At 62.6% G+C, this 21,390-nt stretch carries 24 protein-coding genes; 15 read left to right on the top strand and 9 right to left on the bottom strand.

All coding sequences use genetic code 11. The features are described 5' to 3' along the window. Window positions 1-453 precede the first annotated feature (453 nt). The 4 genes from AC07SZ_RS25985 to AC07SZ_RS25970 all read left to right on the top strand — a co-directional run bounded on the left by AC07SZ_RS25985 (window position 454) and on the right by AC07SZ_RS25970 (window position 2,711). Window positions 454-648, top strand: a complete 195-nt coding sequence (locus tag AC07SZ_RS25985; protein ID WP_494916438.1) for a hypothetical protein — start codon at window positions 454-456, stop codon at window positions 646-648. A 13-nt stretch (window positions 649-661) separates the two neighbouring features. Next, entirely contained in the window at window positions 662-1,630 is a 969-nt protein-coding gene (locus AC07SZ_RS25980) for an ABC transporter substrate-binding protein (RefSeq protein WP_494916436.1), read from the top strand. Beyond that, window positions 1,627-2,343 (top strand): L,D-transpeptidase, encoded by a 717-nt coding sequence (locus AC07SZ_RS25975; protein ID WP_244494043.1) that lies wholly within the window; start codon window positions 1,627-1,629, stop codon window positions 2,341-2,343. Before AC07SZ_RS25980 ends, AC07SZ_RS25975 begins: the two co-directional genes overlap by 4 nt. Before the next feature lie 62 nt (window positions 2,344-2,405). Further along, window positions 2,406-2,711 carry a hypothetical protein gene (locus tag AC07SZ_RS25970; RefSeq protein WP_056570564.1) on the top strand — a complete coding sequence of 102 codons (306 nt, stop codon included), beginning with the start codon at window positions 2,406-2,408 and terminating at the stop codon, window positions 2,709-2,711. A gap of 106 nt (window positions 2,712-2,817) precedes the next feature. Here the strand turns inward: AC07SZ_RS25970 and AC07SZ_RS25965 are convergent, their stop codons facing one another. Continuing rightward, entirely contained in the window at window positions 2,818-3,660 is an 843-nt protein-coding gene (locus AC07SZ_RS25965; RefSeq protein WP_494916434.1) for a LysR substrate-binding domain-containing protein, read from the bottom strand. Between the two features lie 93 nt (window positions 3,661-3,753). On the opposite strand from AC07SZ_RS25965, the gene AC07SZ_RS25960 reads away from it, so the two are divergent. Then, window positions 3,754-4,755, top strand: coding sequence for a bile acid:sodium symporter family protein (locus tag AC07SZ_RS25960; protein WP_172374414.1), 1,002 nt, complete (start codon window positions 3,754-3,756; stop codon window positions 4,753-4,755). A gap of 122 nt (window positions 4,756-4,877) precedes the next feature. On the opposite strand, the gene AC07SZ_RS25955 is transcribed toward AC07SZ_RS25960, so the two are convergent. Beyond that, on the bottom strand, window positions 4,878-6,200 hold the full coding sequence (locus AC07SZ_RS25955) for an MFS transporter (RefSeq protein WP_056570568.1): 1,323 nt from the start codon (window positions 6,198-6,200) through the stop codon (window positions 4,878-4,880). A 214-nt stretch (window positions 6,201-6,414) separates the two neighbouring features. On the opposite strand from AC07SZ_RS25955, the gene cyoA reads away from it, so the two are divergent. The 7 genes from cyoA to AC07SZ_RS25920 are packed head-to-tail and all read left to right on the top strand — an operon-like array spanning window position 6,415 to window position 13,298. Continuing rightward, complete coding sequence (cyoA, locus tag AC07SZ_RS25950) at window positions 6,415-7,596, top strand: ubiquinol oxidase subunit II (protein ID WP_494916433.1); 1,182 nt, start codon at window positions 6,415-6,417, stop codon at window positions 7,594-7,596. A gap of 10 nt (window positions 7,597-7,606) precedes the next feature. Continuing rightward, window positions 7,607-9,604: a cytochrome o ubiquinol oxidase subunit I gene (cyoB, locus tag AC07SZ_RS25945; protein WP_056570545.1), complete on the top strand. Its 1,998-nt coding sequence runs from the start codon at window positions 7,607-7,609 to the stop codon at window positions 9,602-9,604. A gap of 9 nt (window positions 9,605-9,613) precedes the next feature. Beyond that, window positions 9,614-10,240, top strand: coding sequence for a cytochrome o ubiquinol oxidase subunit III (gene cyoC, locus AC07SZ_RS25940; RefSeq protein ID WP_494908510.1), 627 nt, complete (start codon window positions 9,614-9,616; stop codon window positions 10,238-10,240). Continuing rightward, on the top strand, window positions 10,237-10,614 hold the full coding sequence (gene cyoD, locus AC07SZ_RS25935; protein WP_172374411.1) for a cytochrome o ubiquinol oxidase subunit IV: 378 nt from the start codon (window positions 10,237-10,239) through the stop codon (window positions 10,612-10,614). The genes cyoC and cyoD overlap by 4 nt, the downstream gene beginning before the upstream one ends. Next, a complete protein-coding gene (locus AC07SZ_RS25930) occupies window positions 10,611-11,423 on the top strand; it encodes an SURF1 family protein (RefSeq protein WP_056570550.1) in 813 nt (270 codons plus the stop codon). Before cyoD ends, AC07SZ_RS25930 begins: the two co-directional genes overlap by 4 nt. Next, a complete protein-coding gene (locus AC07SZ_RS25925; protein WP_056570552.1) occupies window positions 11,420-12,772 on the top strand; it encodes an ATP-binding protein in 1,353 nt (450 codons plus the stop codon). The genes AC07SZ_RS25930 and AC07SZ_RS25925 overlap by 4 nt, the downstream gene beginning before the upstream one ends. Next, complete coding sequence (locus tag AC07SZ_RS25920) at window positions 12,762-13,298, top strand: response regulator transcription factor (RefSeq protein ID WP_056570570.1); 537 nt, start codon at window positions 12,762-12,764, stop codon at window positions 13,296-13,298. The genes AC07SZ_RS25925 and AC07SZ_RS25920 overlap by 11 nt, the downstream gene beginning before the upstream one ends. Before the next feature lie 2 nt (window positions 13,299-13,300). On the opposite strand, the gene AC07SZ_RS25915 is transcribed toward AC07SZ_RS25920, so the two are convergent. Next, window positions 13,301-13,693, bottom strand: a complete 393-nt coding sequence (locus AC07SZ_RS25915; RefSeq protein ID WP_274534563.1) for a GFA family protein — start codon at window positions 13,691-13,693, stop codon at window positions 13,301-13,303. Between the two features lie 190 nt (window positions 13,694-13,883). On the opposite strand from AC07SZ_RS25915, the gene AC07SZ_RS25910 reads away from it, so the two are divergent. Next, the gene (locus AC07SZ_RS25910; RefSeq protein ID WP_056570553.1) at window positions 13,884-14,492 is read left to right on the top strand and encodes a cysteine hydrolase family protein; all 609 of its coding nucleotides are present in this window, start codon (window positions 13,884-13,886) and stop codon (window positions 14,490-14,492) included. A 100-nt stretch (window positions 14,493-14,592) separates the two neighbouring features. Then, window positions 14,593-15,852 carry a DUF763 domain-containing protein gene (locus AC07SZ_RS25905; RefSeq protein WP_056570555.1) on the top strand — a complete coding sequence of 420 codons (1,260 nt, stop codon included), beginning with the start codon at window positions 14,593-14,595 and terminating at the stop codon, window positions 15,850-15,852. 34 nt (window positions 15,853-15,886) lie between these two features. Here the strand turns inward: AC07SZ_RS25905 and AC07SZ_RS25900 are convergent, their stop codons facing one another. The 5 genes from AC07SZ_RS25900 to AC07SZ_RS25880 all read right to left on the bottom strand — a co-directional run bounded on the left by AC07SZ_RS25900 (window position 15,887) and on the right by AC07SZ_RS25880 (window position 19,778). Next, window positions 15,887-16,330, bottom strand: coding sequence for a PPC domain-containing DNA-binding protein (locus AC07SZ_RS25900; protein WP_172374406.1), 444 nt, complete (start codon window positions 16,328-16,330; stop codon window positions 15,887-15,889). A 57-nt stretch (window positions 16,331-16,387) separates the two neighbouring features. Next, entirely contained in the window at window positions 16,388-16,705 is a 318-nt protein-coding gene (locus tag AC07SZ_RS25895; protein ID WP_056570559.1) for a hypothetical protein, read from the bottom strand. 103 nt (window positions 16,706-16,808) lie between these two features. Further along, window positions 16,809-18,521 carry an HAD family hydrolase gene (locus AC07SZ_RS25890; RefSeq protein WP_056565371.1) on the bottom strand — a complete coding sequence of 571 codons (1,713 nt, stop codon included), beginning with the start codon at window positions 18,519-18,521 and terminating at the stop codon, window positions 16,809-16,811. A gap of 11 nt (window positions 18,522-18,532) precedes the next feature. Further along, window positions 18,533-19,495: an SDR family oxidoreductase gene (locus AC07SZ_RS25885; RefSeq protein WP_056565833.1), complete on the bottom strand. Its 963-nt coding sequence runs from the start codon at window positions 19,493-19,495 to the stop codon at window positions 18,533-18,535. An 82-nt stretch (window positions 19,496-19,577) separates the two neighbouring features. Beyond that, window positions 19,578-19,778 carry a KTSC domain-containing protein gene (locus AC07SZ_RS25880; RefSeq protein WP_056565368.1) on the bottom strand — a complete coding sequence of 67 codons (201 nt, stop codon included), beginning with the start codon at window positions 19,776-19,778 and terminating at the stop codon, window positions 19,578-19,580. Window positions 19,779-19,915: 137 nt separating this feature from the next. Here AC07SZ_RS25880 and AC07SZ_RS25875 point away from each other — a divergent pair, with 137 nt between their 5' ends. Further along, on the top strand, window positions 19,916-20,530 hold the full coding sequence (locus tag AC07SZ_RS25875; RefSeq protein WP_494916432.1) for an alpha-ketoglutarate-dependent dioxygenase AlkB: 615 nt from the start codon (window positions 19,916-19,918) through the stop codon (window positions 20,528-20,530). 86 nt (window positions 20,531-20,616) lie between these two features. Here AC07SZ_RS25875 and AC07SZ_RS25870 read toward each other — a convergent pair whose 3' ends face one another. After that, window positions 20,617-21,366, bottom strand: coding sequence for a DUF1236 domain-containing protein (locus tag AC07SZ_RS25870; protein WP_056565362.1), 750 nt, complete (start codon window positions 21,364-21,366; stop codon window positions 20,617-20,619). Window positions 21,367-21,390: the final 24 nt, after the last annotated feature.

The following is a 21,390-nucleotide window of genomic DNA, read 5'->3' as shown; positions in this document are numbered from 1 at the left end:
GCGCTGCCGATCCAGATGCTGGCCTATTTCACCGCCGTCTTCATGGGCACCGACGTCGACCAGCCCCGCAACCTGGCAAAATCGGTCACGGTGGAGTGACGAGGATGTCGCGCTTTCCGGGGCAGGCCGCACCATCCGGCAACTGCTGACCGGATCCAGCACGACGCCCTGATTTTCCATCCATGTGGCGGAGGCGGGAGGCCGCTTCGGCGGTGATGGCAATAGTGGGTTTGCTTCCATCGACCATGTGCTGGCGGCGGTTGCAGTTCCCGCTGCTTCCTGCGTGGGCTGACGGTTGTTACTGTTACGTACTCCTTCGATGCAGCCTCAGATGCAAGCTTGGCAGCAACGCCAATCAGATTCGGGGGCTCCAATGACCGTCGCGAAGCAATCGCAGCTCATCTTGGCTCCTGCGATGATTCCGACCGCCAACGTCACCGCGCAGGAGCAGCGGTGGCGCCGCTTCGCGGCAAGCGCTACTTTGTCCGTTGTGGATCCGAACACGCGCAACCTTCGGGCCAGACCAACAATCTGGCTGAGAGGTTGGAGGCACCTTCGGTGGCGATCGACGAACGACACCGGCTGTCGATGGACTGCTCGCTGAGTGATTGGGTGTCTTCGAAGATTCCGACCAAAATGAGCACGTGAAGAGGATCACTTGATGGCCGACCTGGTGAAACTGGCATTGAAAGTGGCGGTTGTTGCCTCGGCGATTGTGTTCGGCGATATTCGCACCCGCGCTGCTGATCTGGTTATTGCAATGCCGAACTGGTCGTCGGGCCAGGCGACGGCCAACATCCTGAAAGTGAGTCTCAAGAAGGAGTTCGGGCTCGATGCGGATGTGGTGGAGATGGGCACCATGATTGCATTCGCCGGTTTGGACTCCGGCCAGGTCGACATCCATCCGGAAGTGTGGCTGCCGAACCTCGACACCTTGGTCAACAAGTATGTCACTCAGGCCGGTACGGTCGCGATCAGCCCGATCGGGGTTCCGGCCTGGCAGGGCATCTGCGCCAACCGGACAGCGGCCGACAAATACGGCTTCAAGGATATTTCCGACCTCAGTGATCCGAAGAAGACCGAGGCGCTCGACACGGACGGAGACGGCAAGGGCGAGATGTGGATTGGCGCCCAAACGTGGTCGTCGACCATCATCGAGCGCATCCGCGCCAACAGCTACGGCTATGCCAGGAACCTGACGTTGCTCGAAATGCCGGAAGATGTGGGCATGGCGGCTGTGGATGCGGCGGAGGCCTCGGATCGGCCGATGGTCTTCGCTTGCTATGCGCCGCATGTGGTCTTCAAATTGCACGACATAGTCCGCCTGACGGAGCCGCCATACGACGCCGCCAAATGGAAGATCGTCCTGCCGACGGAAGACCCGCAATGGCTTTCGAAATCGAGCGCCGCGGTCGGCTGGGACACGGCCCATTACCACATCGCCTACGCGACCTCGTTGCGCAAGAAACATCCGGAGGTGGTTCGCTTCCTGGAGCACGTCGACTTCAAGCCGGAGGAGGCGATCGATATGAGCTACGCGCTCCAGGTCGAGCGGCAGGCGCCCTCTGCCTACGCCGAGCAATGGGTGGCCAGGAACGAGGCGCGCGTCGAAGGATGGGCCAAGCAATGACCAGACGCAGGAAGACAAGGTTCGGCACGGACGAACGGGCGGCGGGAACCGGCGGCAGGCATGCGGCAAGCCTCGCGGTTGTGCTGGCGCTGGGGTTGGTTTTTTCCACCACCGCGTCCCTTGCCGCGGGAACGCAGGTCTACGATCCCAAGACGCGGCAGTGGACGGATTACAATCGCACCAAGGCCTACCAGTACTACAAGCTTCACAGGCAGGTACCGGAATCCTTCCGCCCGCAGGTGGTCAAGTTCCGGACCGCCGAGCAGCCCGGCACCATCATCATCGACGGCAACCAGCACTTCCTCTATCTCGTCCAGCCCGGCCAGCAGGCGATCCGCTACGGCATCGGCGTGGGCAGGGAGGGCTTCGGATGGGCCGGCATCGTCAAGGTTGGGCGCATGGCGGAGTGGCCGACCTGGACACCGCCGGCCGAAATGGTTGCCCGGGATCCAAAAGCCCGGCCCTGGGCCAATGGCATGCCCGGTGGGCCCGACAATCCGCTCGGCGCGCGGGCGCTCTACCTCTATGAAGACGGCCACGACACCATCTACCGGATCCATGGCACGCCCGAACCGTGGACCATTGGTCTGGACGTATCGTCCGGATGCATCCGCATGAACAATGGCGACATCATCGATCTGCATTCCCGCATCAAGGTCGGGGCGAAGGTCATCGTGCTGATGCAGGGCGCGGCGCTCTACAAGGGTGTGTGAGCGAGGACGGACGTTCGATAAACACAGGGGACAACACCATGGTGACCGGCAGACAGATCAGGATGAGGCACTGGGCCGTTTGCGGAGCGGCCTTGATCGCCATCGCAACGGCTCTGGCGGCATGCCAGAGCGCGCCGACGCCCGACCAGATGTCGAGGACGACGGTCGAAACAGCACCGGCCGATCTCCAGCTTCTTTGTGCCGGCGCGGCGGCGAAAGCGAGCGGCGTCGATAGCGGCAAGGCGTTGCCGACCAGCTCGCGAAAGCTCGATTCCAAGAGCTTCCAGGTCGAACTGAACGTCGCGGGAAAACCAACCAGCTGCATCGTCGATACCGACGGTAAAGTGGCTTCAGTTCAGCCGGCCTGATTTTAAAAAACGCCGATAAGCATCGAAGAGCGGCGTCCAGGAGCTGAGCGTATTGGACGGGCGCGCTCGGCCGGGCTTTAGCCTTGACCGCCACCTACGCTGCCGGTCAGCGCAAGCCTTTCACCTTGTTCAGAATATCATCCGAAAGCGCTGAGACGAGCGCCCTGTCGGCGCCCTTGCTCGGGATGAGGACGAATTCCACATCCTCCAATTGTGGCAGGCTGCCGATCTCCTTCAGGCCTGAAGGCGACATGCTTTGCGGTTGCACCAGAACCCCCATCCCAGCGCGTGCGGCGGCCGTCAGCCCGCTCAAGCTTCCGCATGTGCAGACAATGCGCCATGGCATGCGATGTCGCTCGAGCGCTTCCAGCGTGATGCTGCGCGTGACGCTCGGCGGGGGGAAGGCGATCAACGGCAAGGCCGCGAGCGACAGGACGTGTTCCGGATCGCGGGCGAGCCAGACAAGCGGCTCACGATAGACGAGCCGGCCACGGCTGTCGCCCAGCCGGCGCTTCGCCAGGACGAGATCGAGTTCGCCATTATCCTGCATTTCGTAGAGCAAGCCGCTGAGAGCAACGGTCAGTTCGAGATCGACGGATGGGTGGGACCGGACGAAATCCTCCAGCACCAGTGGCAGACGGCTGGCAACCAGGTCCTCGGACACGCCGAGCCTCAACGTGCCGCGCAGCCTCTGCGCGGTGAACAGCGCCTGCACCTGCCCCTCTATGGACAACAGGGTCCGGGCATGGCCGAGCAGGGCTTCACCATCAGGCGTCAGCACCACCTTGTGCGTATCCCTGGCCAGCAACCGCCTGCCAATCGCGGCTTCCAGCTTGCTGATGTGCTGACTGACGGTGGATTGCCCCAACCCCAGCCGCTCGGCCGCGAAGGTGAAGCTTCCCATCTGCTGGACGGTGACGAAACTGCGAAGTTGGACCAGATCGAGCATTGATATCTCAATTCACGATAACTGTTATTCCTTGTATCCTATTTTACAATGCACGAAAAGACGACCTTGGACCCATTCTGGAGCGAACATGTCATGCGCCGCTATCTGCCGGACTCGTTTCTGATCCTGCTGTTGTGCACCGTTGCGCTTGCGTCTGTCGCGCCAGCAACCGGGGCGTTCGCGGGATGGTTCGCGGTTGCGACCAATCTTGCCGTGGCGCTTCTGTTCTTCCTGCATGGTGCGCGGCTCTCGCGCGATGTCGTGATTGCCGGCCTGATGCATTGGCGCCTGCACCTCCTCATCCTTCTGACGACCTTTGGCCTGTTCCCGCTGCTGGGTCTGGCGCTTGGCTATCTGCCTGCCTCGATCCTGCCCAAGCCGCTCTACCTCGGCATCCTTTTTCTGTGTGTCCTGCCCTCGACGGTCCAGTCCTCGATCGCGTTCACCTCGATGGCTGGCGGAAATGTCCCCGCGGCCATCTGCTCGGCTTCCGCCTCCAACATCTTCGGCATGTTCCTCACGCCCCTGCTCGTCGGACTGCTCTTCTCCATCGGCGGTCACGGCGGATTTTCATGGAATGCGGTGAGCCAGATCCTGGTGCAATTGCTCCTGCCCTTTGCGCTCGGACAGCTGCTGGAGCCGCGGATCGGCAACTGGATACGCTCTCGCAAGACGCTGCTGATGCCTGTCGATCGCGGCTCGATCCTGATGGTCGTCTATCTGGCCTTCAGCACGGCCGTCGCCGAGGGGCTATGGCATATGTTCTCGCTGCGCGACATCGCCGTGGTCGTTGTCGCCGACATGGCGCTGCTCGGCTTGGTGCTTCTGTTCACTGCCTATGGCAGTCGGCTTCTCGGCTTCGACAAGGCCGACCAGATCACGATCACTTTCTGCGGCTCGAAGAAGAGCCTGGCGAGCGGCGTCCCGATGGCCAACGTCATCTTTGCCGGCCAGGGCGTCGGCGCGATCGTTCTGCCGCTGATGCTCTTCCACCAGATACAGCTCATGGTCTGCGCCATGATCGCTCAGAAATATGCCAGTGCGGCGCACCGGTCCGCCGCACGGCAAGCCAAGCCGGCTGCTTCGGTGGCTTAGTTGGGTTTGCGTGTAGCAGGAGGATCGCGCGCCGCGGAGGGCTTCACCCCGAGCATGGCAATGCGGCAACGGGCTGGGTCACCAATCCGATCAGCCTCATATCCACAATCGAAGGCACCTGATCAATCGGCTTGGCGGTCCGCGGCCGGACGACGTCCGTCGATCCACAAGGCGAGCAACGTGCAAGCCGCGCCCGATAGCAGATAGGCGCCGGCGGCGATGAGGCCGAAATTGCCGGCGAGCAGCAGGGCCGCGAGTGGCGCGAAGCCGGCGCCGAACATCCATGCCAGATCCGAGGTTATTGCCGAGCCGGTATAGCGATGCTGCCGGGAAAAACTCGACGCAACGACGCCGGACGATTGACCGAAACTCAGCCCCAGGAGGATGAAGCCCAGCACCATGAACAGGGCTTCGCCGACTGCGCCGCCATCCAGAAGCTGCGGGGCAAAGCCGCTGAACGTCGCGATGGCGATCGCCGAACCGCCAAGCAGCGCACGGCGTCCAACGCGATCGGCCAGCGGCCCTGACGCGACGATCGCCGCAATGCCGAACAGTGCGCTCACCGCTTCGATCGCCAGGAAACGCGCCGGCCCTTCATTGGTGAACAGGAACACCCATGAGAGCGGAAACACCGTCACCATGTGGAACAGGGCGAAGCTTGCCAGTGGCGCGAAGGCGCCGACGACGACATTGCGGCCTTCGGCCCGGATCGTGTCCCTGATGCGCGTCGGCTGCAGGTCCCCGCTCTCGTACAGTTTCGAGAATTCAGGGGTGACGACAATGCGCAGCCGGGCGAACAGGGCGACCACATTGATGGCGAAGGCGACGAAGAAGGGATAGCGCCAGCCCCAGGTGAAGAAGTCGTCGGCCGACAGGTTGGCGACGAAGAAGGCGAAGAGGGAGCTTGCCACGATGAGGCCGATCGGGGCGCCCAGTTGCGGGATCATGGCATAGAAGCCGCGCCGGTTCCGCGGCGCGTTCAGCGCCAGCAGCGAGGGCAGTCCGTCCCATGTTCCGCCTAGCGCCAGCCCCTGTCCGATGCGGGCAAGCGCCAAAAGCCACACCGCGACCGCGCCGATGTCGCCATAGGCAGGCAGAAACGCGATGGCCACGGTCGACGTGCCGAGCAGGAACAACGCGATCGTCAGTTTCGCGCCGCGGCCATAGGCGCGATCGACGGCCATGAACAGCACGGAGCCGAACGGGCGGGCGACGAAGGCCAGCGCGAAGATGCAAAAGGAATAGAGCGTTCCGACAAGCGGATCGTGCGTCGGAAACACCAGCCTGGGAAACACGATGACGGAGGCAATCGCATAGACGAAGAAGTCGAAGAATTCCGACGTCCTGCCGACGATCACGCCAACCGCGATATCCCCCGCGCTGACTTGGCCATGATGCGAGCCGATCAGCTCGCTATTCGTTTCGGCAGTCGAAGTCTGAGCCATCTTGTCCGTCGCCACCGCGTGGAATGAAGTGTCCGGGACCCAATTCTGGGGATTCCCCAAAGGTTCCATTGTGCGCTGCACACTGGGCCAAAGCCATGCCTCCTGGGCATTGGACAAATTGTCCAATGTCACCGCGCCGCCGCGAGCAGTAGCCCTTGATCGATACCGCATTGCAACATGAACCGTTGCCGCGGTCCATCGAGGGCAGCGTTTGATGAAACGATTTGGAGCCTTGCTTCTGTTCCCCCTGGCCGGGTTGTTGAGCGGCTGCGATCTGGTCGTGCTCGCGCCCGCCGGCGATGTCGCGGTCCAGCAGCGCGACCTGCTCGTGGTCTCGACCTTGCTGATGCTGATCATCATCGTGCCGGTCATGGCGCTGACCGTCTTTTTTGCCTGGCGCTACCGGCAATCCAACGCCTCGGCGACCTATGCGCCGGACTGGGACCATTCGACGAAACTGGAATTGGTGATCTGGGCCGCGCCCCTGCTCATTATCATATGTCTCGGGGCGCTGACCTGGCTCGGCACGCACCTGCTCGACCCATACCGCCGGATCGACCGGATCGAGCCCGGCCAGCCGGTCACGCAAAACCACAAGCCGCTCAGGGTCGAGGTCGTGGCGCTCGACTGGAAATGGCTGTTCATTTATCCGGACTACGGCATTGCCTCGGTCAACGAACTGGCGGCGCCGGTCAACCAGCCGATCGACTTCCGCATCACCTCGTCGGCGGTGATGAACTCCTTCTACATCCCGGCATTGGCCGGGCAGATCTATGCCATGCCTGGCATGGAAACGAAGCTGCACGCCGTCATCAACCAGCCGGGCACCTACAGCGGCTTCTCGGCCAATTACAGCGGCGCCGGCTTCTCGGGAATGCGCTTTGCCTTCCACGGCCTGTCCGACCAGGCTTTCGACCAGTGGGTGGCGCAGGGCAAGACAGCCTCGGCGGCGCTCAACCGCGAGAATTATCTCGAACTCGAAAAGCCGAGCGAGAACGAACCGGTCCGCCACTATGCCTCCGTCGATCCCGACCTTTACGGCGCCATCCTCAACCTATGCGTCGAGCGCGGCAAGATGTGCATGAACGAGATGATGTCGATCGATGCCAAGGGTGGCCTCGGTCTTGCCGGTGTCCGCAACACGCTGCCGTTGCAATACGACAAGCTCGCCCGGCGCGGCTCGGTGTTCGGGAACGATCCGTCCTATGTCGCCAGCATCTGCACGGCGGAGGAGGCTGCTGCCGCGGCGCGCGCGGCCAGCAATGCCACGGCGACGGATTGGCCGGCCAAAAATCTTTCCCCGCTGCGCGGGGCGGGGCTGCTGAGGCCCGGGACCGAGAGCCGTCGCGCCGAGGCGGATGCGCCGTCGCTCGGCCTCCTGCGGCGCAAATTGTGAGAGACAGCCGATGCCCGATACGCTGACCAAATTCATCTTCGGCCGCCTCACCTGGGACTCGCTGCCGCTGCACGAGCCGATCGTCGTCGCCACCTTCGTCGCGGTGGCGCTCGGTGGCCTCGCCCTTCTCTGTGTGATCACCTATTTCAAGCTGTGGGGCTACCTGTGGCGCGAGTGGTTCACCAGCGTCGACCACAAGAAGATCGGCATCATGTACATGGTGCTGGGCCTGGTCATGCTGCTGCGCGGCTTCTCCGACGCCATCATGATGCGCCTGCAGCAGGCCATCGCCTTCAATGGTTCCGAAGGCTACCTCAATTCGCATCACTACGACCAGATATTCACGGCGCACGGCGTGATCATGATCTTCTTCGTGGCGATGCCCTTCGTCACGGGACTGATGAACTTCGTCGTGCCGCTGCAGATCGGCGCGCGCGACGTCTCCTTCCCCTTCCTCAACAATTTCAGTTTCTGGATGACGGTCGGCGGCGCGATCCTGGTCATGGCGTCGCTGTTTGTCGGCGAATTCGCCCGCACCGGCTGGCTCGCCTATCCGCCGCTTTCCGGCATCGGCTACAGCCCCGATGTCGGCGTCGACTATTACATCTGGGCGCTGCAGGTGGCGGGCGTCGGCACGACGCTATCGGGCATCAACCTCATCTGCACGATCATCAAGATGCGCGCGCCCGGCATGACGATGATGCGCATGCCTGTCTTCACCTGGACGTCGCTGTGCACCAACGTGCTGATCGTGGCGTCCTTTCCGGTGTTGACGGCGGTGCTCGCGCTGCTGTCGCTCGACCGCTATGTCGGCACGAACTTCTTCACCAACGACTTCGGCGGCAACCCGATGATGTATGTGAACCTCATCTGGATATGGGGTCACCCCGAAGTCTACATCCTCATCCTGCCGTTGTTCGGCGTCTTTTCCGAGGTCACCTCGACCTTCTCCGGCAAGCGCCTGTTCGGCTACACCTCGATGGTCTACGCTACGGTGGTCATCACCATCCTGTCGTACCTTGTCTGGCTGCACCACTTCTTCACGATGGGCTCAGGCGCCAGCGTCAATTCCTTCTTCGGCATCACCACGATGATCATCTCGATCCCGACCGGGGCGAAGATCTTCAACTGGCTGTTCACCATGTATCGCGGCCGCATCCGCTTCGAACTGCCGATGATGTGGACGGTGGCCTTCATGCTCACCTTCACCGTCGGCGGCATGACCGGCGTGCTGCTTGCCGTCCCCCCGGCGGACTTCGTGCTGCACAACAGCCTGTTCCTGATCGCGCATTTCCACAACGTCATCATCGGCGGCGTGCTGTTCGGGCTGTTTGCCGGCATTGCCTACTGGTGGCCCAAGGCCTTCGGGTTCAAGCTCGATCCGTTCTGGGGCAAGGTGTCGTTCTGGTGCTGGGTGGTCGGCTTCTGGTTCGCCTTCATGCCGCTCTACATACTCGGCCTGATGGGCGTGACGCGCCGCATGCGCGTCTTCGACGATCCTTCGCTGCAGATCTGGTTCGTCATCGCCGCCTTCGGCGCGGTGCTGATCGCCGTCGGCATTGCCGCCTTCCTGATCCAGATCTTCGTCTCCATCCGCAGGCGCGAGGCGCTTGCCGATCCGACCGGCGATCCCTGGGATGGCCGCACGCTCGAATGGTCGACGTCCTCGCCGCCTCCCGCCTACAATTTCGCCTTCACGCCCGTCGTGCGCGACAACGACGCCTGGTGGGACATGAAGAAGGCCGGCTATATGAGGCCGCTCTCGGGCTTCAAGCCGATCCACATGCCCAGCAATACCGGCACCGGCATCATTCTGGCAGCCTTCAGCGTCGCGCTCGGTTTCGGCATGATCTGGTACATCTGGTGGCTGGCGGCGCTGAGCTTCGTCTGCCTCATAGCCACCGCGATCGGCCACACCTTCAACTATATCAGAGACTTCCACATTCCGGCTGCCGAGGTCACGCAGACGGAGGAGGCGAGGACGACGCTCCTCGCCGCTCAGGGCTAGGGTTCGAACATGGCTTCGATGGCAACCACGACCGGAACCGAACCGGTCTTTCATCTGGAAGAAGAGCATGCGCACGCCGAAGGCGGCAGCACCATGCTCGGCTTCTGGCTCTATCTGATGAGCGACTGCCTGATCTTCGCGATGCTGTTCGCGGCCTATGGCGTGCTCGGCGCCAACTACGCCGCGGGCCCGGCGCCCAAGGACCTGTTCGACCTCAATCTGGTGGCGGTCAACACCGCCATGCTGCTCTTCTCCTCGATCACCTATGGCTTTGCCATGCTGACCATGGACAAGGGCCGGATCGCGGCGACCCAGGCCTGGCTCGCGGTGACCGGCCTGTTCGGCCTCGCCTTCCTGTCCATCGAGCTCTACGAATTCGCCCACATGATCCACGAAGGCGCCACGCCGCAGCGCAGTGCCTTCCTGTCGTCCTTCTTCACCCTGGTCGGCACGCACGGGCTGCATGTCACCTTCGGCATTGTCTGGCTGGTGACGCTGATGACGCAAGTCGCCCGGTTCGGCCTCATCGAAGCCAATCGCCGCCGGCTGATGTGCCTCTCGATGTTCTGGCACTTCCTCGACGTCGTCTGGATCGGCGTCTTCACCTTTGTCTATCTGATGGGGATGTTGCGATGAGCGCCCATGATCATGCCGCCGGTCACGACCACGCCCATGGCGGAGCCGCGCATGGATCGTTCAAAAGCTATCTGACCGGCTTCGTCCTGTCGGTGATCCTCACCGCCATCCCGTTCTGGCTGGTCATGACCGGCGCCCTCGACAACAAGCAGGCCACGGCGATCGTCATCATGGTCTTCGCCGCGGTACAGATCGTGGTCCACATGGTGTTCTTCCTGCATATGAACACCGCCTCGGAGGGCGGATGGTCGATGCTGGCCCTGATCTTCACGCTGATCCTGGTCGTCATCGTGCTGACCGGCTCGCTTTGGGTGATGTACCATCTCAACGCCAACATGATGCCCGGGCTTCACGACATGCGCGAGATGCCATGAGCCCGTCGCCGGGCGCGGGGAGGACCACTGTCGAGACAGCGATCGGACAGGCTGGCATCGGCGTGTCCGGCGCGCCGCGCAGGGACGCCGGCAGGTCGCCCGCGTCGCGATTTTTCCTTGGGCTGCTCGGCCTCCTCGGCGTGCTGGTGCTTGTTGGGCTCGGCATATGGCAACTGGAAAGGCGGGTCTGGAAGCTCGACCTGATCGCCCGCGTCGACCAACGTATCCATGCTCCGGTTGTCGACGCGCCTGGCCCAGGCGCCTGGGACGGAATGACCGCGGCCAGCAGCGAATACAGCCATGTGCGATTGGCCGGGCGCTTTCTGGGCGGCGCCAACACGCTGGTGCAGGCGGTGACGGAGCTTGGCGGCGGCTATTGGGTGCTGACGCCGATGCGAACCGACAGCGGCTTTGTCGTGCTGGTCAATCGCGGCTTTATTCCCCAGGAGCGCAAGGCCGAATTCGAACGGGAGAGCGGCGGTTTTCCGTCGCCGGCCGTCATTGATGGGTTGTTGCGCATGAGCGAGCCCGGCGGTGGCTTCCTGCGCAGCAACGATGCCGCAGCCAATCGCTGGTATTCGCGCGACGTCGCCGCCATCGCAACCGCGCGCGGCCTGAGTGATGTCGCGCCTTATTTCGTCGATGCGGGGGCATCCGGCGACTGGCCGCGCGGCGGCCTGACAGTCGTGACTTTCCGCAACAGCCATCTGGTCTACGCTTTGACCTGGTTCACGCTCGCTGCGATGCTTGCCGCTGCCCTGGCCGCGCCGATGATCGGTCGCCGCCGGCGGCAAGGACCGGCAAGATGAGCGTCCCGACCCAAATGCTCCGCAACGACAAATCCTTCGCGGCGGCAACCCTTGCCGGCAAGGGCGGCGCGGTCGCCAATCCCGACGCGGCGAACAGGAAGAACCTGCTCCTGCTCATCCAGCTGCGCTGGCTGGCGGTGGCGGGTCAGGTCCTCACCATTCTGGTGACGGAATACTGGTTCGATATCCCGCTTCCGTTGCTGGAGATGGCGGGCGTGGTGCTTTTCCTCGTCGGGCTGAACATCTTCAGCCTGCTCGCCTTGCGCGGTCAGCGTCCGATCAGCAACGCGCAACTGTTCGTCGCGCTCATTTTCGACATGGCGGCGCTGACGACCCAGCTTTACCTCAGCGGCGGCGCCTCGAACCCGTTCGTGTCGCTCTATCTGCTGCAGATCACGCTTGGCGCCGCGCTGCTGACACCCTGGTCCACCTGGAGCCTGGTGGCCGCCGCTTCCGCCTGCTTCGTCTTCCTCACCTTCCAGTTCCAGCCTATCGCGATCCCGCATCACGGCGGCAGCGACCTGCTGGTTCTGCATATCAGGGGTATGTTCATCTGCTTCGTGCTGGCTGCTGGCTTGATCGTGATCTTCATGACGCGCATCAATCGCAATCTGCGCGAACGTGATGCCTATCTCGCGGATCTGCGCCAGCGATCGGCCGAGGAGGACCACATTGTGCGCATGGGCCTGCTGGCGTCGGGCGCCGCGCATGAGCTGGGCACGCCGCTGTCCACCATCTCCGTCATCCTCTCCGACTGGCGCCAGATGCGCAGCGTCACGCGCAACCGCGAACTCGCGGCGGACATGGCCGAAATGAAGGCGCAGATCGAGCGCTGCAAAAGCATCGTCTCGGGCATCCTGATGTCTTCGGGGCAGGCACGGGGCGAAGGCACGATCCGCACCAGCATCCGCCATTTCCTTGACGATCTTGTCGAGGAATGGCGTGTCAGCCGCCAGCCGCTCAATCTGCGCTACAGCAACGATTTCGAACCCGACGAGCAGATCGTTTCCGACACGGCGCTGAAGCAGGTCATCTTCAACGTCTTCGACAACGCCCAGGAAGCATCGCAGGATTGGGTCGACGTCACCGCCGAGCGGCAGGGCGAGAAACTGGTGATTTCCGTACGTGATCGTGGGCCGGGTTTTGACCAGGGTATTCTGGCCGCGCTCGGCCAGCCCTATATGTCGAGCAAGGGACGGCCGGGCGGTGGCCTTGGTCTTTTCCTTGTCGTCAACGTGGTTCGAAAGCTCGGCGGCGACTTTTCGGCGCGTAATATGGAGCGGGGCGCCTGTGTTACCCTCTCGCTGCCGCTCGCGGCGCTGACCGATGGAGATGATCATGCGGCCTGATCGATCCCTGTTTATCGTCGAGGACGACGCCACCTTCGCGAAAACGCTGAAGCGCTCGTTCGAAAAGCGCGACTACGACGTCATGGTCTGCCATGGCAGGGAAGATTTGGCTCGCGCCCTCGAGACAGCGGTTCCGGCTTACGCGGTCGTTGATCTCAAGCTTGGCGCCGGCGGCTCCGGGCTGGAGTGCGTCAAGCTGCTCAGCGCCCGCGATGCTTCGATGAGGATTGTCGTGCTGACCGGCTTTGCCAGCATCGCCACGGCGGTCGAGGCGATCAAGCTCGGCGCATGTCATTACCTGGCCAAACCCGCCAACACCGACGATATCGAAGCCGCCTTCGGCCGCGCCGAAGGCGATGTTTCGGTTTCGCTGAGCAGCCGTCCCACCTCGATCAAGAATCTCGAATGGGAACGCATCCACGAAACGCTCGTCGAGACCGGCTTCAACATCTCCGAAACCGCGCGCCGGCTCGGCTTGCACCGGCGCACCTTGGCCCGGAAGCTCGAGAAGCGTGTGGTGAGATAGCTCTACCATCGCTCTTCAGTGTCGTGGTGCGGCAGGTCTATTCCGCAGCAGACCCAGCCAAGCCGCCGGCTTGATCCATAATTGTAGTGGGGCTGCAGCGAGGCTGGATCGTCGAACGTGCCGACATGCAGCGCGACTTCGTCGGGCGACGCGTCATAGGTCAGGCTGAGCGGCGATCCACAGGCTGAACAGAAGCCCCTTTGGGCGATTGGCGACGACCTGCGGCAGGTCGGCTCCGCGCCGATCCAGGTCAGGCTCTGAGAGGGCACCCACGCCAGAACCGCGAACGCGCTGCCTGTTGCTCGCCGGCACATATCGCAATGGCAGTAGTGCACCCTCGGTTCGCTTCGAACATTGAAGCGAACCCTGCCGCAGAGACATCCGCCGCTCAGCATCATCTTGGCGTCTCGTGGCCTCTCCGATGGTCTCATCCGAATGCTCCGTTCGCAGCAACGGAAACGTCGATCGGTTGCGTTGGTTGCCGCCAGCCCACTCGGGGAACGAGTCCCGGCTTGTGACGTTCCCGTGTCCGGGACGGCAATGGGAGAAGTCCATGGGAAAGCGCCACCGGTCGGAGATGCCTTGATGTCGGTGCCGGGCTTGGCATATGGGCCGTTGGGGCACGGGTGCATGCATGTCTGCGTGGATATGCAGCGGCTGTTTGCCGAACCGTCGCCGTGGGCGACACCCTGGATCAGGCGTATCCTCCCGCAGATTGAGAGACTGGTGGAAACACGGGCAAGACAGACGGTCTTCACGCGCTTCCTGCCTGCGCAAAAGCCCGGGCTGGGTGTTGGTACATGGAAGCGCTATTATGAGCGCTGGGCCTCGATGGCGATCGACAATATCGGTCCGGAAATGGTCGAGCTGTTGCCGTCATTGGCTGCTTGCTGTCCGCCGGCGACGGTTATCGACAAACATATCTATTCGCCCTGGTTTGAAGGCCATCTTCGAGCCTTTCTGATGCAACACGAGATCGATACGCTGGTCATCACCGGAGGTGAAACCGACGTATGCGTCCTGGCCACGGTGCTCGGCGCCATCGATTTCGGCTATCGTGTCGTTCTCGTCACGGACGCGCTGTGCAGTTCGTCCGATGAAACGCATGACGCCTTGCTCTCCGTCTATCACCAACGCTTTGCGCAGCAGGTCGAAACGGTCGAGATGGAGACGGTTCTTTCCAACTGGACTTGATGGCACCAGGCGTCGAGGAGGCTGAAGCCTCAGGTGCTTCTTCGCGCGAACTCGGATACCTATCTGTCGAGACAGGACGGACACCAGACAGGCAACGGACTTGGCGCAACGATCGGGCAGTGCTGATCTTCCACTTCACGACGGACGCGTGCCGAAATGGCTGGGCGACCGCATGACGCGTCTTGGCGCCGTCATGTGCGAGGCGATCATTCTTCACTACGGTCGCAACGAGCTGCTAAGGCGTCTGGCGCATCCATTCTGGTTCCAGTCCTTTGGCGCCGTGATGGGCATGGATTGGCATTCCTCCGGCATCACGACCAGCGTCGTTGGCGCCTTGAAACGCGGCCTGACACCGCTGTCGGGCGAGCTCGGCATTCATGTCTGCGGCGGCCGCGGCGCGCATTCGCGCAAGACCCCGCATGAACTTGCCGCCATAGGCGAGCGGATCGGCATCGACGGAGCACGCCTGGCAACCGTCAGCCGGCTGGTCGCCAAGGTGGACAGTGCCGCTGTTCAGGATGGCTTCGACCTCTATCTGCACGGTTTCATCGTCACCGATGACGGCGACTGGGTGGTGGTGCAGCAAGGCATGAACGGCGACAGCAAGGTGGCGCGCCGCTACCATTGGCTGTCGGAAGGACTGAAGAGTTTTGTCGATCGGCCGCACGCCGCGATCGAGGGCGCCAACCAGGGCGAGATCGTCAATCTGACCGACCATCGCGCCGAGGCCTCGCGCCAGGGACAGCTGGATCTGCTCCACGACCTTGGGCCGGACCGCATTCTGCGAGAGTTCGCTGCCTTGGACCCCGGCACCGCATCCGCTTCCGACCAGCCGCTGCTGCCGCATCTGGTCATGCCGGCCCACCACGATGTTCGCGAAAGCGATGTCGTGATGCGTCGTCTTCACGGGAACATGGCGGCCGCCGCCGAACGCGGCCCGGAAGATTTTTCCGAGCTTCTGCTGGTTCCCGGCGTGGGCGCGCGCACGGTGCGCGCGCTGGCCCTCGTCGCCGAAGTGGTGCATGGCGCGCCGTGCCGTTTTTCCGATCCCGGCCGGTTCTCGCTGGCACATGGCGGCAAGGACAGGCACCCGTTCCCTGTTCCGCTCAAGGTCTATGACGAAACGATCGGCGTGCTGAAGTCGGCCGTGCAAAAGGCCAAGCTCGGTCGAGAAGAAGAAGTCGGCGCGCTGAGGCGGCTCGACGATCAGTCGCGGCGGGTTGAGCGATACGTAACCGGCCCCAGCCTGAAGGAAATCATCGCCGGCGAATTCGACCAGTCGCATCTGCTTGGCGGCCGCAGTGTCTTTGGCTGGGAACCGGCGCCGGACAAGCCGGCGGAACGGAACAAGAGGGCATGAGGCCAGCCTGCCCTCTGCTGTCCGAACTCGGAAATCACTCGTCCAGGTCGATCAACGCCACGCCCAATTCCGGACGTCTGCTGCGGCGCAGGTGGCCGGGAGCCTCTACCAAGGTCATTTCGAGCGTCGGTTGCACGATGGCCTCGGGCAGGTGCCCGCCGCGGGTCGTGCCGTCACTCAATCCCAGCACCGTATGGATGTGGAGGCTAGGATTGCCGTCGTCGCCCAGCGCCACATCGCCGATAGCGCTCAGCACTTCGCATTGTTCGTCGATCGGGATTTTGCGGTACGTCTTCGCATTGGGGTCGAACCAGCCCACGATCGCTCTTTCAAAGGCGCCGATCGCTGTCAGTGAAGCACTGCCAACCCCCTGGTCGATCGCGAAGGAGGTCAGCGCGCCGAACGCTTCTTCGCCCGGGTCGAGCACGACGACGAATGTTCGCTGTCCGCTGGTCTCATTGACAAGCCGCGATTTCATGCCCGTGCTCTCATCGTGGCAGCCTTTCAAGACAAGCCAAGGGGCTAGTCGTCGAGGTCAATGGGCGTGATGCTCGGCATTCCGCTTGCGCGTTGCCGCGGCTTTCCTCGCCGATTCCGACCGGCTTGCGGCAGAGCGTGAGGCCGATGCATTGCCGCCGCTCTTGCCGCCCTTGTGTGCGGCCGGGTGGCCGGTATGCTTGCCGCGCCCGGAGCCGCCTTCCTTCTTGCCGCCGCCGTCGTCCTTGTTGACTGTAGCCCAGGCACGGCGTTCGGCCTCCTTCTCCGAGACGCCGCGCTTCTCGTAGCCTTCCGCAATATGGTCGGCTTTGCGTTCCTGCTTGTCGGTGTACTTCGATTTGTCGCCTCGTGGCATGGCGGTGTCTCCTGTTGAACAGGGTCTGAACGTGAAGCCGGCGGGTGAGTTCCAAGCGATGCCTGAAAAGCGCAATGAACAGGCAAGGCGGACGCGTTGCGCGCTAGTCTTCCGGTGCCGTGGCGGGAGCCGTGTAGCGGCGGCGCACTGCGTCAAGCACACGCTTGCGGCTCTCCTCGGCCGAGAGCTTTTTATCGTTCTCCGCCTCGGCGGTTTCGCGCGCCAGGTCCTTGTCCCTGATCTGATTGCGGAACCACTTGGAATAGTCGCCGGCACGCAGGTGGAACTCCCAGGTCTTGTCGTCGATGCCCTCGGCGATCTGAGCGAAAATCATCAGGTTGTGGGCTCTGAGATTCATTGCATCGTCGGGGCCGTGGAAATAGAAACTGCCCGCCTCATCGAGTTGCCCTTCGGCATATTTGCGGCTGTGCCGCTTGAGTGATTGGCGCGGCTCTATAACCTTGACCTTGGCGATCTTCTTGCGTTTCCGCGGTCGCCAGAACAGCACGCGCTCGCCCTTGGGCGACGCCATGTCCTTTGGCGGGTCGATGTCGGTCTCGCTGCAGAAGACCTTGATGACGTCCTTCGCCTTGGGACCAAGGGCGATGATCGCGGTCACCAGGCGCAGCGCGTCGGTCGAGATCGCTTCGGGATGCACTGTAATCAGAACCGTGCCCGGCAATTCCAGGGACAGGACCGCGCGTGTATCGTCGCGCCGCTTGGGCAGAAGATGGTGCGCTTCGTCGATGACGAGCCAGTGCGGCCTTGCCGTTCGACGCCGAAAACTGCCGAGGCCAGGCAGCAGGTCGGCGAAGAAGTCCGGTCGTTCATTGACGCGCAGCGCCAGCCCGTTGATGACGACATTGCTGTCGGCTTTCTCGATAAGGTCCAGCACTTGTGCCTTGGTCGGTGCGCTCGAACCGTCGCCCAGACGCACGGCACCTTCGAGGCCGTCATAATCGCCCTCGGGATCGAAGATGCAAAATTGAAACCCGCCTTCGACGAAGCGTTCCGTGAGCGCTGTGGCCAAGGTGGATTTGCCGATGCCGGAACTGCCGGCGATGAGGACCGTGTCCGTCGGCGACAGATAGATATCGTCGCCGCCGGCGGCGCCGAGCGCGATGCCGTCATGTCGCCTTGGCAGGATGTCGTGGTCGCGCTTGATCAATCGGTCGACCAGTTCCTCCACGCCTTTCCCGCGTGCGCCACGCGTGACCAGGTTCGCCGTGGTCTTGACCGCGGCAATTGCATTGTCGACGGCGACGCTGCAGCCGCAGGCCTTCAGGAAGGCATGGTCATTCTCGGCGTCTCCGATACCGACGACATTGTGTGGCGACAGCCGAAGATCCTGCAGCGCCGCGGCCAGGCCGGTGGCCTTGTTGATGCCGCTTGGCAGGATCATCACCGCGCCCTTGTTGAAGATGATTTCCAGTTCCAGTCCCATCTTCTTGATGATTTCGAGCACCGTCGCCTGATGCGGCTCCCAGGTGGCGACGATCGACCGGCCGACCGAAAGCGGCTTGACGCCCTGCTTCTTCAATCTGGCGACGAACTTAGGATCGGGCGACGGCGAGATCACCCGCTCTTCCTCACTTGCCGGCGTGTAGATCAGCGCTCCATTCTCGGCGACCACCTTGTCGAACAGGCCGATCTCGGGAAAGACGCGCTTGAGGTCTGGCAGTTCGCGCCCCGTGACGAGCACCAGCTTGCGGCCGCTTTTCTTGAACCGTTCAAGGGCAGCGAGCGTCTTCCTGGAGACGATCCCGTCATGCGCCAGCGTGCCGTCGTAATCCGTCGCCAAAGCGATGAAATACATTGCACGGGACCTCAATAGCCGCCGATCACGGGCAATATCTCGCCCGTGATGTAGCTCGAGCAATGCGGCGAGGCGAGAAACACGTAGGCCGGCGCGAGTTCTTCCGGCTGCGCAGGCCGCTTCATCGGTGTGTCCGCGCCGAACTTCGAAACATCGCCCGCGTCCTTGTCCGAAGGGTTGAGCGGGGTCCATACCGGGCCAGGTGCGACCGCGTTTACCCGTATGCCCTTGGCGAGGAGATTGCCGGAAAGGGCGCGCGTGAAGGCATGGATACCGCCCTTGGTCATGGAGTAGTCGACCAGTGTCTTCGACCCGTCTATGCCGGTGACAGAACCGGTGTTGATGATGGCCGAGCCCGACTTCATATGAGGCACCGCTTCCTGCGCCATATGGAAATAGCCGTAGAGGTTCGTCTTCAGCGTCGTGTCGAAATGCTCTTCGGTCAGTTCGCCGAATTCTTTTGAATGAATCTGGAATGCCGCGTTGTTGACCAGCACGTCGATACCGCCGAATGCCTTGACCGTTTGCTCCACCGCATTGCGGCACTGGTCGCGTTCGCTGACGTCGGCTTTCACCAGGATGCAGCGCCGCCCTTCCGATTCGACGGCGGATTTTGTCACCTTCGCATCCTTGTCCTCGGCCAGATAGACGATGGCGATGTCCGCGCCCTCGCGAGCGAACAGAACCGCCACCGAGCGGCCGATGCCGGAATCACCACCCGTGATGAGAGCGACCTTGTCTTCGAGCTTTTTCGACCCGAGGTAAAAAGGCGCATCGTAGAGCGGCGCCGGTTCGACTGCCCATTCATGCCCCGGTTTGGATTGGTGCTGTTCGGGGAAAGGCGGCTCCGGATATTTTCGGGCGCCGGCCTGCATGGCGTGCTCGGCCTTGCCGTTCTCCCTCGATCCGTCCTTGGCATCGATGCCGCGCTGAATGTGACGTTGCTTGGCGGCTTCGCTGGCTGTCTTCTGCATGGTTGTCTCCTCGGCTTCGAGGAAGAACAACGCATGTCAGGCAAAAAGGTTTGCGCAAAAAAAGGCCATCATGCCGCTCGCGTCATGCCACGCGGCGGTAGCTGTAGTGATCGCGGATGAATTCATTGAAGAAGCGCCCTTTCGAGGCGGCCTTCCTGAAAGCGGCATAGGTCGCCGGGGCAACATCCGCGTAATCGTAGCGATGGCCGCTCGGCACGAACCAGACGGAGAGGGTTCTGGTCGCGGGATCGTATTGTGTGTTCCGGATCGCGGTCGACGGCATGTTGGCAACCTGACTGCTCAGCCAGATAACCCGACAGCCGCAGGCCCGGTTCCCTGCCTTTGCTCATCGCATCACCCGTCCGCACGCGGCAAGGGCTCCGTATTGCCTTGCGGTCCAGTCCTCACCATCTAGGCGGGATGTCGTCGCTCAAATCGAAAGCCACCGGCCGCACTCCGGTGCTCCAGCATGATCTCTTCGGTGTCGCGGAGGATCTGCCCGAAGGTTTTTCCTACCAGCCCGGATTGATCACGCCGCGGGAAGAGACGGAGCTTGCCCGGCATCTCGAAGGACTGCCGTTCCAGGCGTTCGATTTCCATGGCCATCTCGCAAACCGTCGGGTCGTCGGTTTCGGTCTGCGCTATGACTATGACCGTCGCGAAGTCGTCGAGGCGCTGCCGATCCCCGACTTCCTGCTGCCTTTGCGTGAGCAGGTCGCGGCCTTTGCGCACCGGCCTGCCGAGGCCTTCGCGCAGGTGCTGATCAATGAATACCGGCCTGGCGCCGGTATCGGCTGGCATCGCGACAAGCCCCATTTCGAGGATGTCGCCGGCGTTTCCCTGCTGGCGCCCTGCAGCTTTCGGCTGCGGCGAAAGCAAGGTGACAAATGGGAGCGCCGGACCATCGTCGTCGAGCCACGGTCGGCCTATCTCATGACCGGCGCTTCACGCACGGAATGGGAGCACAGCATCCCGCCAGTAGCCGAACATCGTTACTCGATTACCGTGCGGACGTTGCGGCCTCGGAATCCCTGAGGTTTGCGCGGGGAGTTGTTCGCATCCATCTTGACATGAGTGCTCAACCCGGCCCGCGTGTTGCGGGCGGGTTGAGCAATGTCGTGCTAGGTCAGTATCAGCACGATCTTGTAGGTATCCGGATCGACGATGACGATCCGGCCGTCGGCGAGAACAAAATACTCGTAGGCCTCGTAGGCCGGAACGATCTTGACGATGCGAGCCGGCAAACGATGCAGCCTGATCTTGTGCCGCGGAACTTCGATGCCGACGGAGACGTCAAAGTTGACGCTGGCGACCGGCTCTACCTTCGTCTCCCTGAACACCTGGGTGATCTGGGTCTTCTGTTCGACCGTCACATTGTTGATGGACGCGGTCGAGGTCTTGTCCTGCGCGGAGGCCTTGCCCTGGGCCTGCTGATCGGTCTGGACCTTGGTCTTGTCCTGGGCCTGCTGGTTCGTGGTGGCGCCGGCCTTGCCCTGGGCCTGCTGGTCGGTCTGGACCTTGGTCTTGTCCTGGGCTTGCTGGTTCGTGGTGGCGCCGGCCTTGCCCTGGGCCTGCTGATCGGTCTGGACCTTGGCCTTATCCTGGGCCTGCTGGTCGGTCTTGGTGGCTGCCTTACCCTGCGCCTGCTCGTCCGTCTTCGTCTTGGCCTTGCCCTGAGCCTGCTGGTCAGTCTGGGACTTGGTACCCTGGGCCTGGTCCTTCATCTTCGTGCCGTTCTGGCAGTTGGTCGTGCCGGAAGCGCAGTTTGTGTCCGCTCCTGATTGGGTTTCGGCGGGCTGCTGCGTCTGAGCCATCGCCGTCCCGCAGCCGAGCCCGATCGCCAGCATGCTGGTCATGAGAACATGTTTCATAGGAAATCTCCTTCGGAGAGTTCG

The organism is Mesorhizobium sp. GW821-FHT07A06 (genome assembly GCF_059419085.1).
This window is presented reverse-complemented; position numbering and strand designations above follow the sequence as displayed.

Bases quoted from the DNA above. Each gene is read 5' to 3' on its own strand.
- AC07SZ_RS25870 (WP_056565362.1), bottom strand. From the start codon at position 21,366: ATGAAACATGTTCTCATGACCAGCATGCTGGCGATCGGGCTCGGCTGC.
- AC07SZ_RS25910 (WP_056570553.1), top strand. From the start codon at position 13,884: ATGTCGGTGCCGGGCTTGGCATATGGGCCGTTGGGGCACGGGTGCATG.
- AC07SZ_RS25900 (WP_172374406.1), bottom strand. From the start codon at position 16,330: ATGAAATCGCGGCTTGTCAATGAGACCAGCGGACAGCGAACATTCGTC.
- AC07SZ_RS25885 (WP_056565833.1), bottom strand. From the start codon at position 19,495: ATGCAGAAGACAGCCAGCGAAGCCGCCAAGCAACGTCACATTCAGCGC.
- cyoC (WP_494908510.1), top strand. From the start codon at position 9,614: ATGGCTTCGATGGCAACCACGACCGGAACCGAACCGGTCTTTCATCTG.
- cyoA (WP_494916433.1), top strand. From the start codon at position 6,415: ATGAAACGATTTGGAGCCTTGCTTCTGTTCCCCCTGGCCGGGTTGTTG.
- AC07SZ_RS25930 (WP_056570550.1), top strand. From the start codon at position 10,611: ATGAGCCCGTCGCCGGGCGCGGGGAGGACCACTGTCGAGACAGCGATC.
- AC07SZ_RS25880 (WP_056565368.1), bottom strand. From the start codon at position 19,778: ATGCCGTCGACCGCGATCCGGAACACACAATACGATCCCGCGACCAGA.
- AC07SZ_RS25980 (WP_494916436.1), top strand. From the start codon at position 662: ATGGCCGACCTGGTGAAACTGGCATTGAAAGTGGCGGTTGTTGCCTCG.
- AC07SZ_RS25965 (WP_494916434.1), bottom strand. From the start codon at position 3,660: ATGCTCGATCTGGTCCAACTTCGCAGTTTCGTCACCGTCCAGCAGATG.
- AC07SZ_RS25920 (WP_056570570.1), top strand. From the start codon at position 12,762: ATGCGGCCTGATCGATCCCTGTTTATCGTCGAGGACGACGCCACCTTC.
- AC07SZ_RS25895 (WP_056570559.1), bottom strand. From the start codon at position 16,705: ATGCCACGAGGCGACAAATCGAAGTACACCGACAAGCAGGAACGCAAA.
- AC07SZ_RS25970 (WP_056570564.1), top strand. From the start codon at position 2,406: ATGAGGCACTGGGCCGTTTGCGGAGCGGCCTTGATCGCCATCGCAACG.
- AC07SZ_RS25955 (WP_056570568.1), bottom strand. From the start codon at position 6,200: ATGGCTCAGACTTCGACTGCCGAAACGAATAGCGAGCTGATCGGCTCG.
- cyoD (WP_172374411.1), top strand. From the start codon at position 10,237: ATGAGCGCCCATGATCATGCCGCCGGTCACGACCACGCCCATGGCGGA.
- AC07SZ_RS25915 (WP_274534563.1), bottom strand. From the start codon at position 13,693: ATGCTGAGCGGCGGATGTCTCTGCGGCAGGGTTCGCTTCAATGTTCGA.
- AC07SZ_RS25960 (WP_172374414.1), top strand. From the start codon at position 3,754: ATGCGCCGCTATCTGCCGGACTCGTTTCTGATCCTGCTGTTGTGCACC.
- AC07SZ_RS25925 (WP_056570552.1), top strand. From the start codon at position 11,420: ATGAGCGTCCCGACCCAAATGCTCCGCAACGACAAATCCTTCGCGGCG.
- AC07SZ_RS25875 (WP_494916432.1), top strand. From the start codon at position 19,916: ATGTCGTCGCTCAAATCGAAAGCCACCGGCCGCACTCCGGTGCTCCAG.
- AC07SZ_RS25975 (WP_244494043.1), top strand. From the start codon at position 1,627: ATGACCAGACGCAGGAAGACAAGGTTCGGCACGGACGAACGGGCGGCG.
- AC07SZ_RS25890 (WP_056565371.1), bottom strand. From the start codon at position 18,521: ATGTATTTCATCGCTTTGGCGACGGATTACGACGGCACGCTGGCGCAT.
- cyoB (WP_056570545.1), top strand. From the start codon at position 7,607: ATGCCCGATACGCTGACCAAATTCATCTTCGGCCGCCTCACCTGGGAC.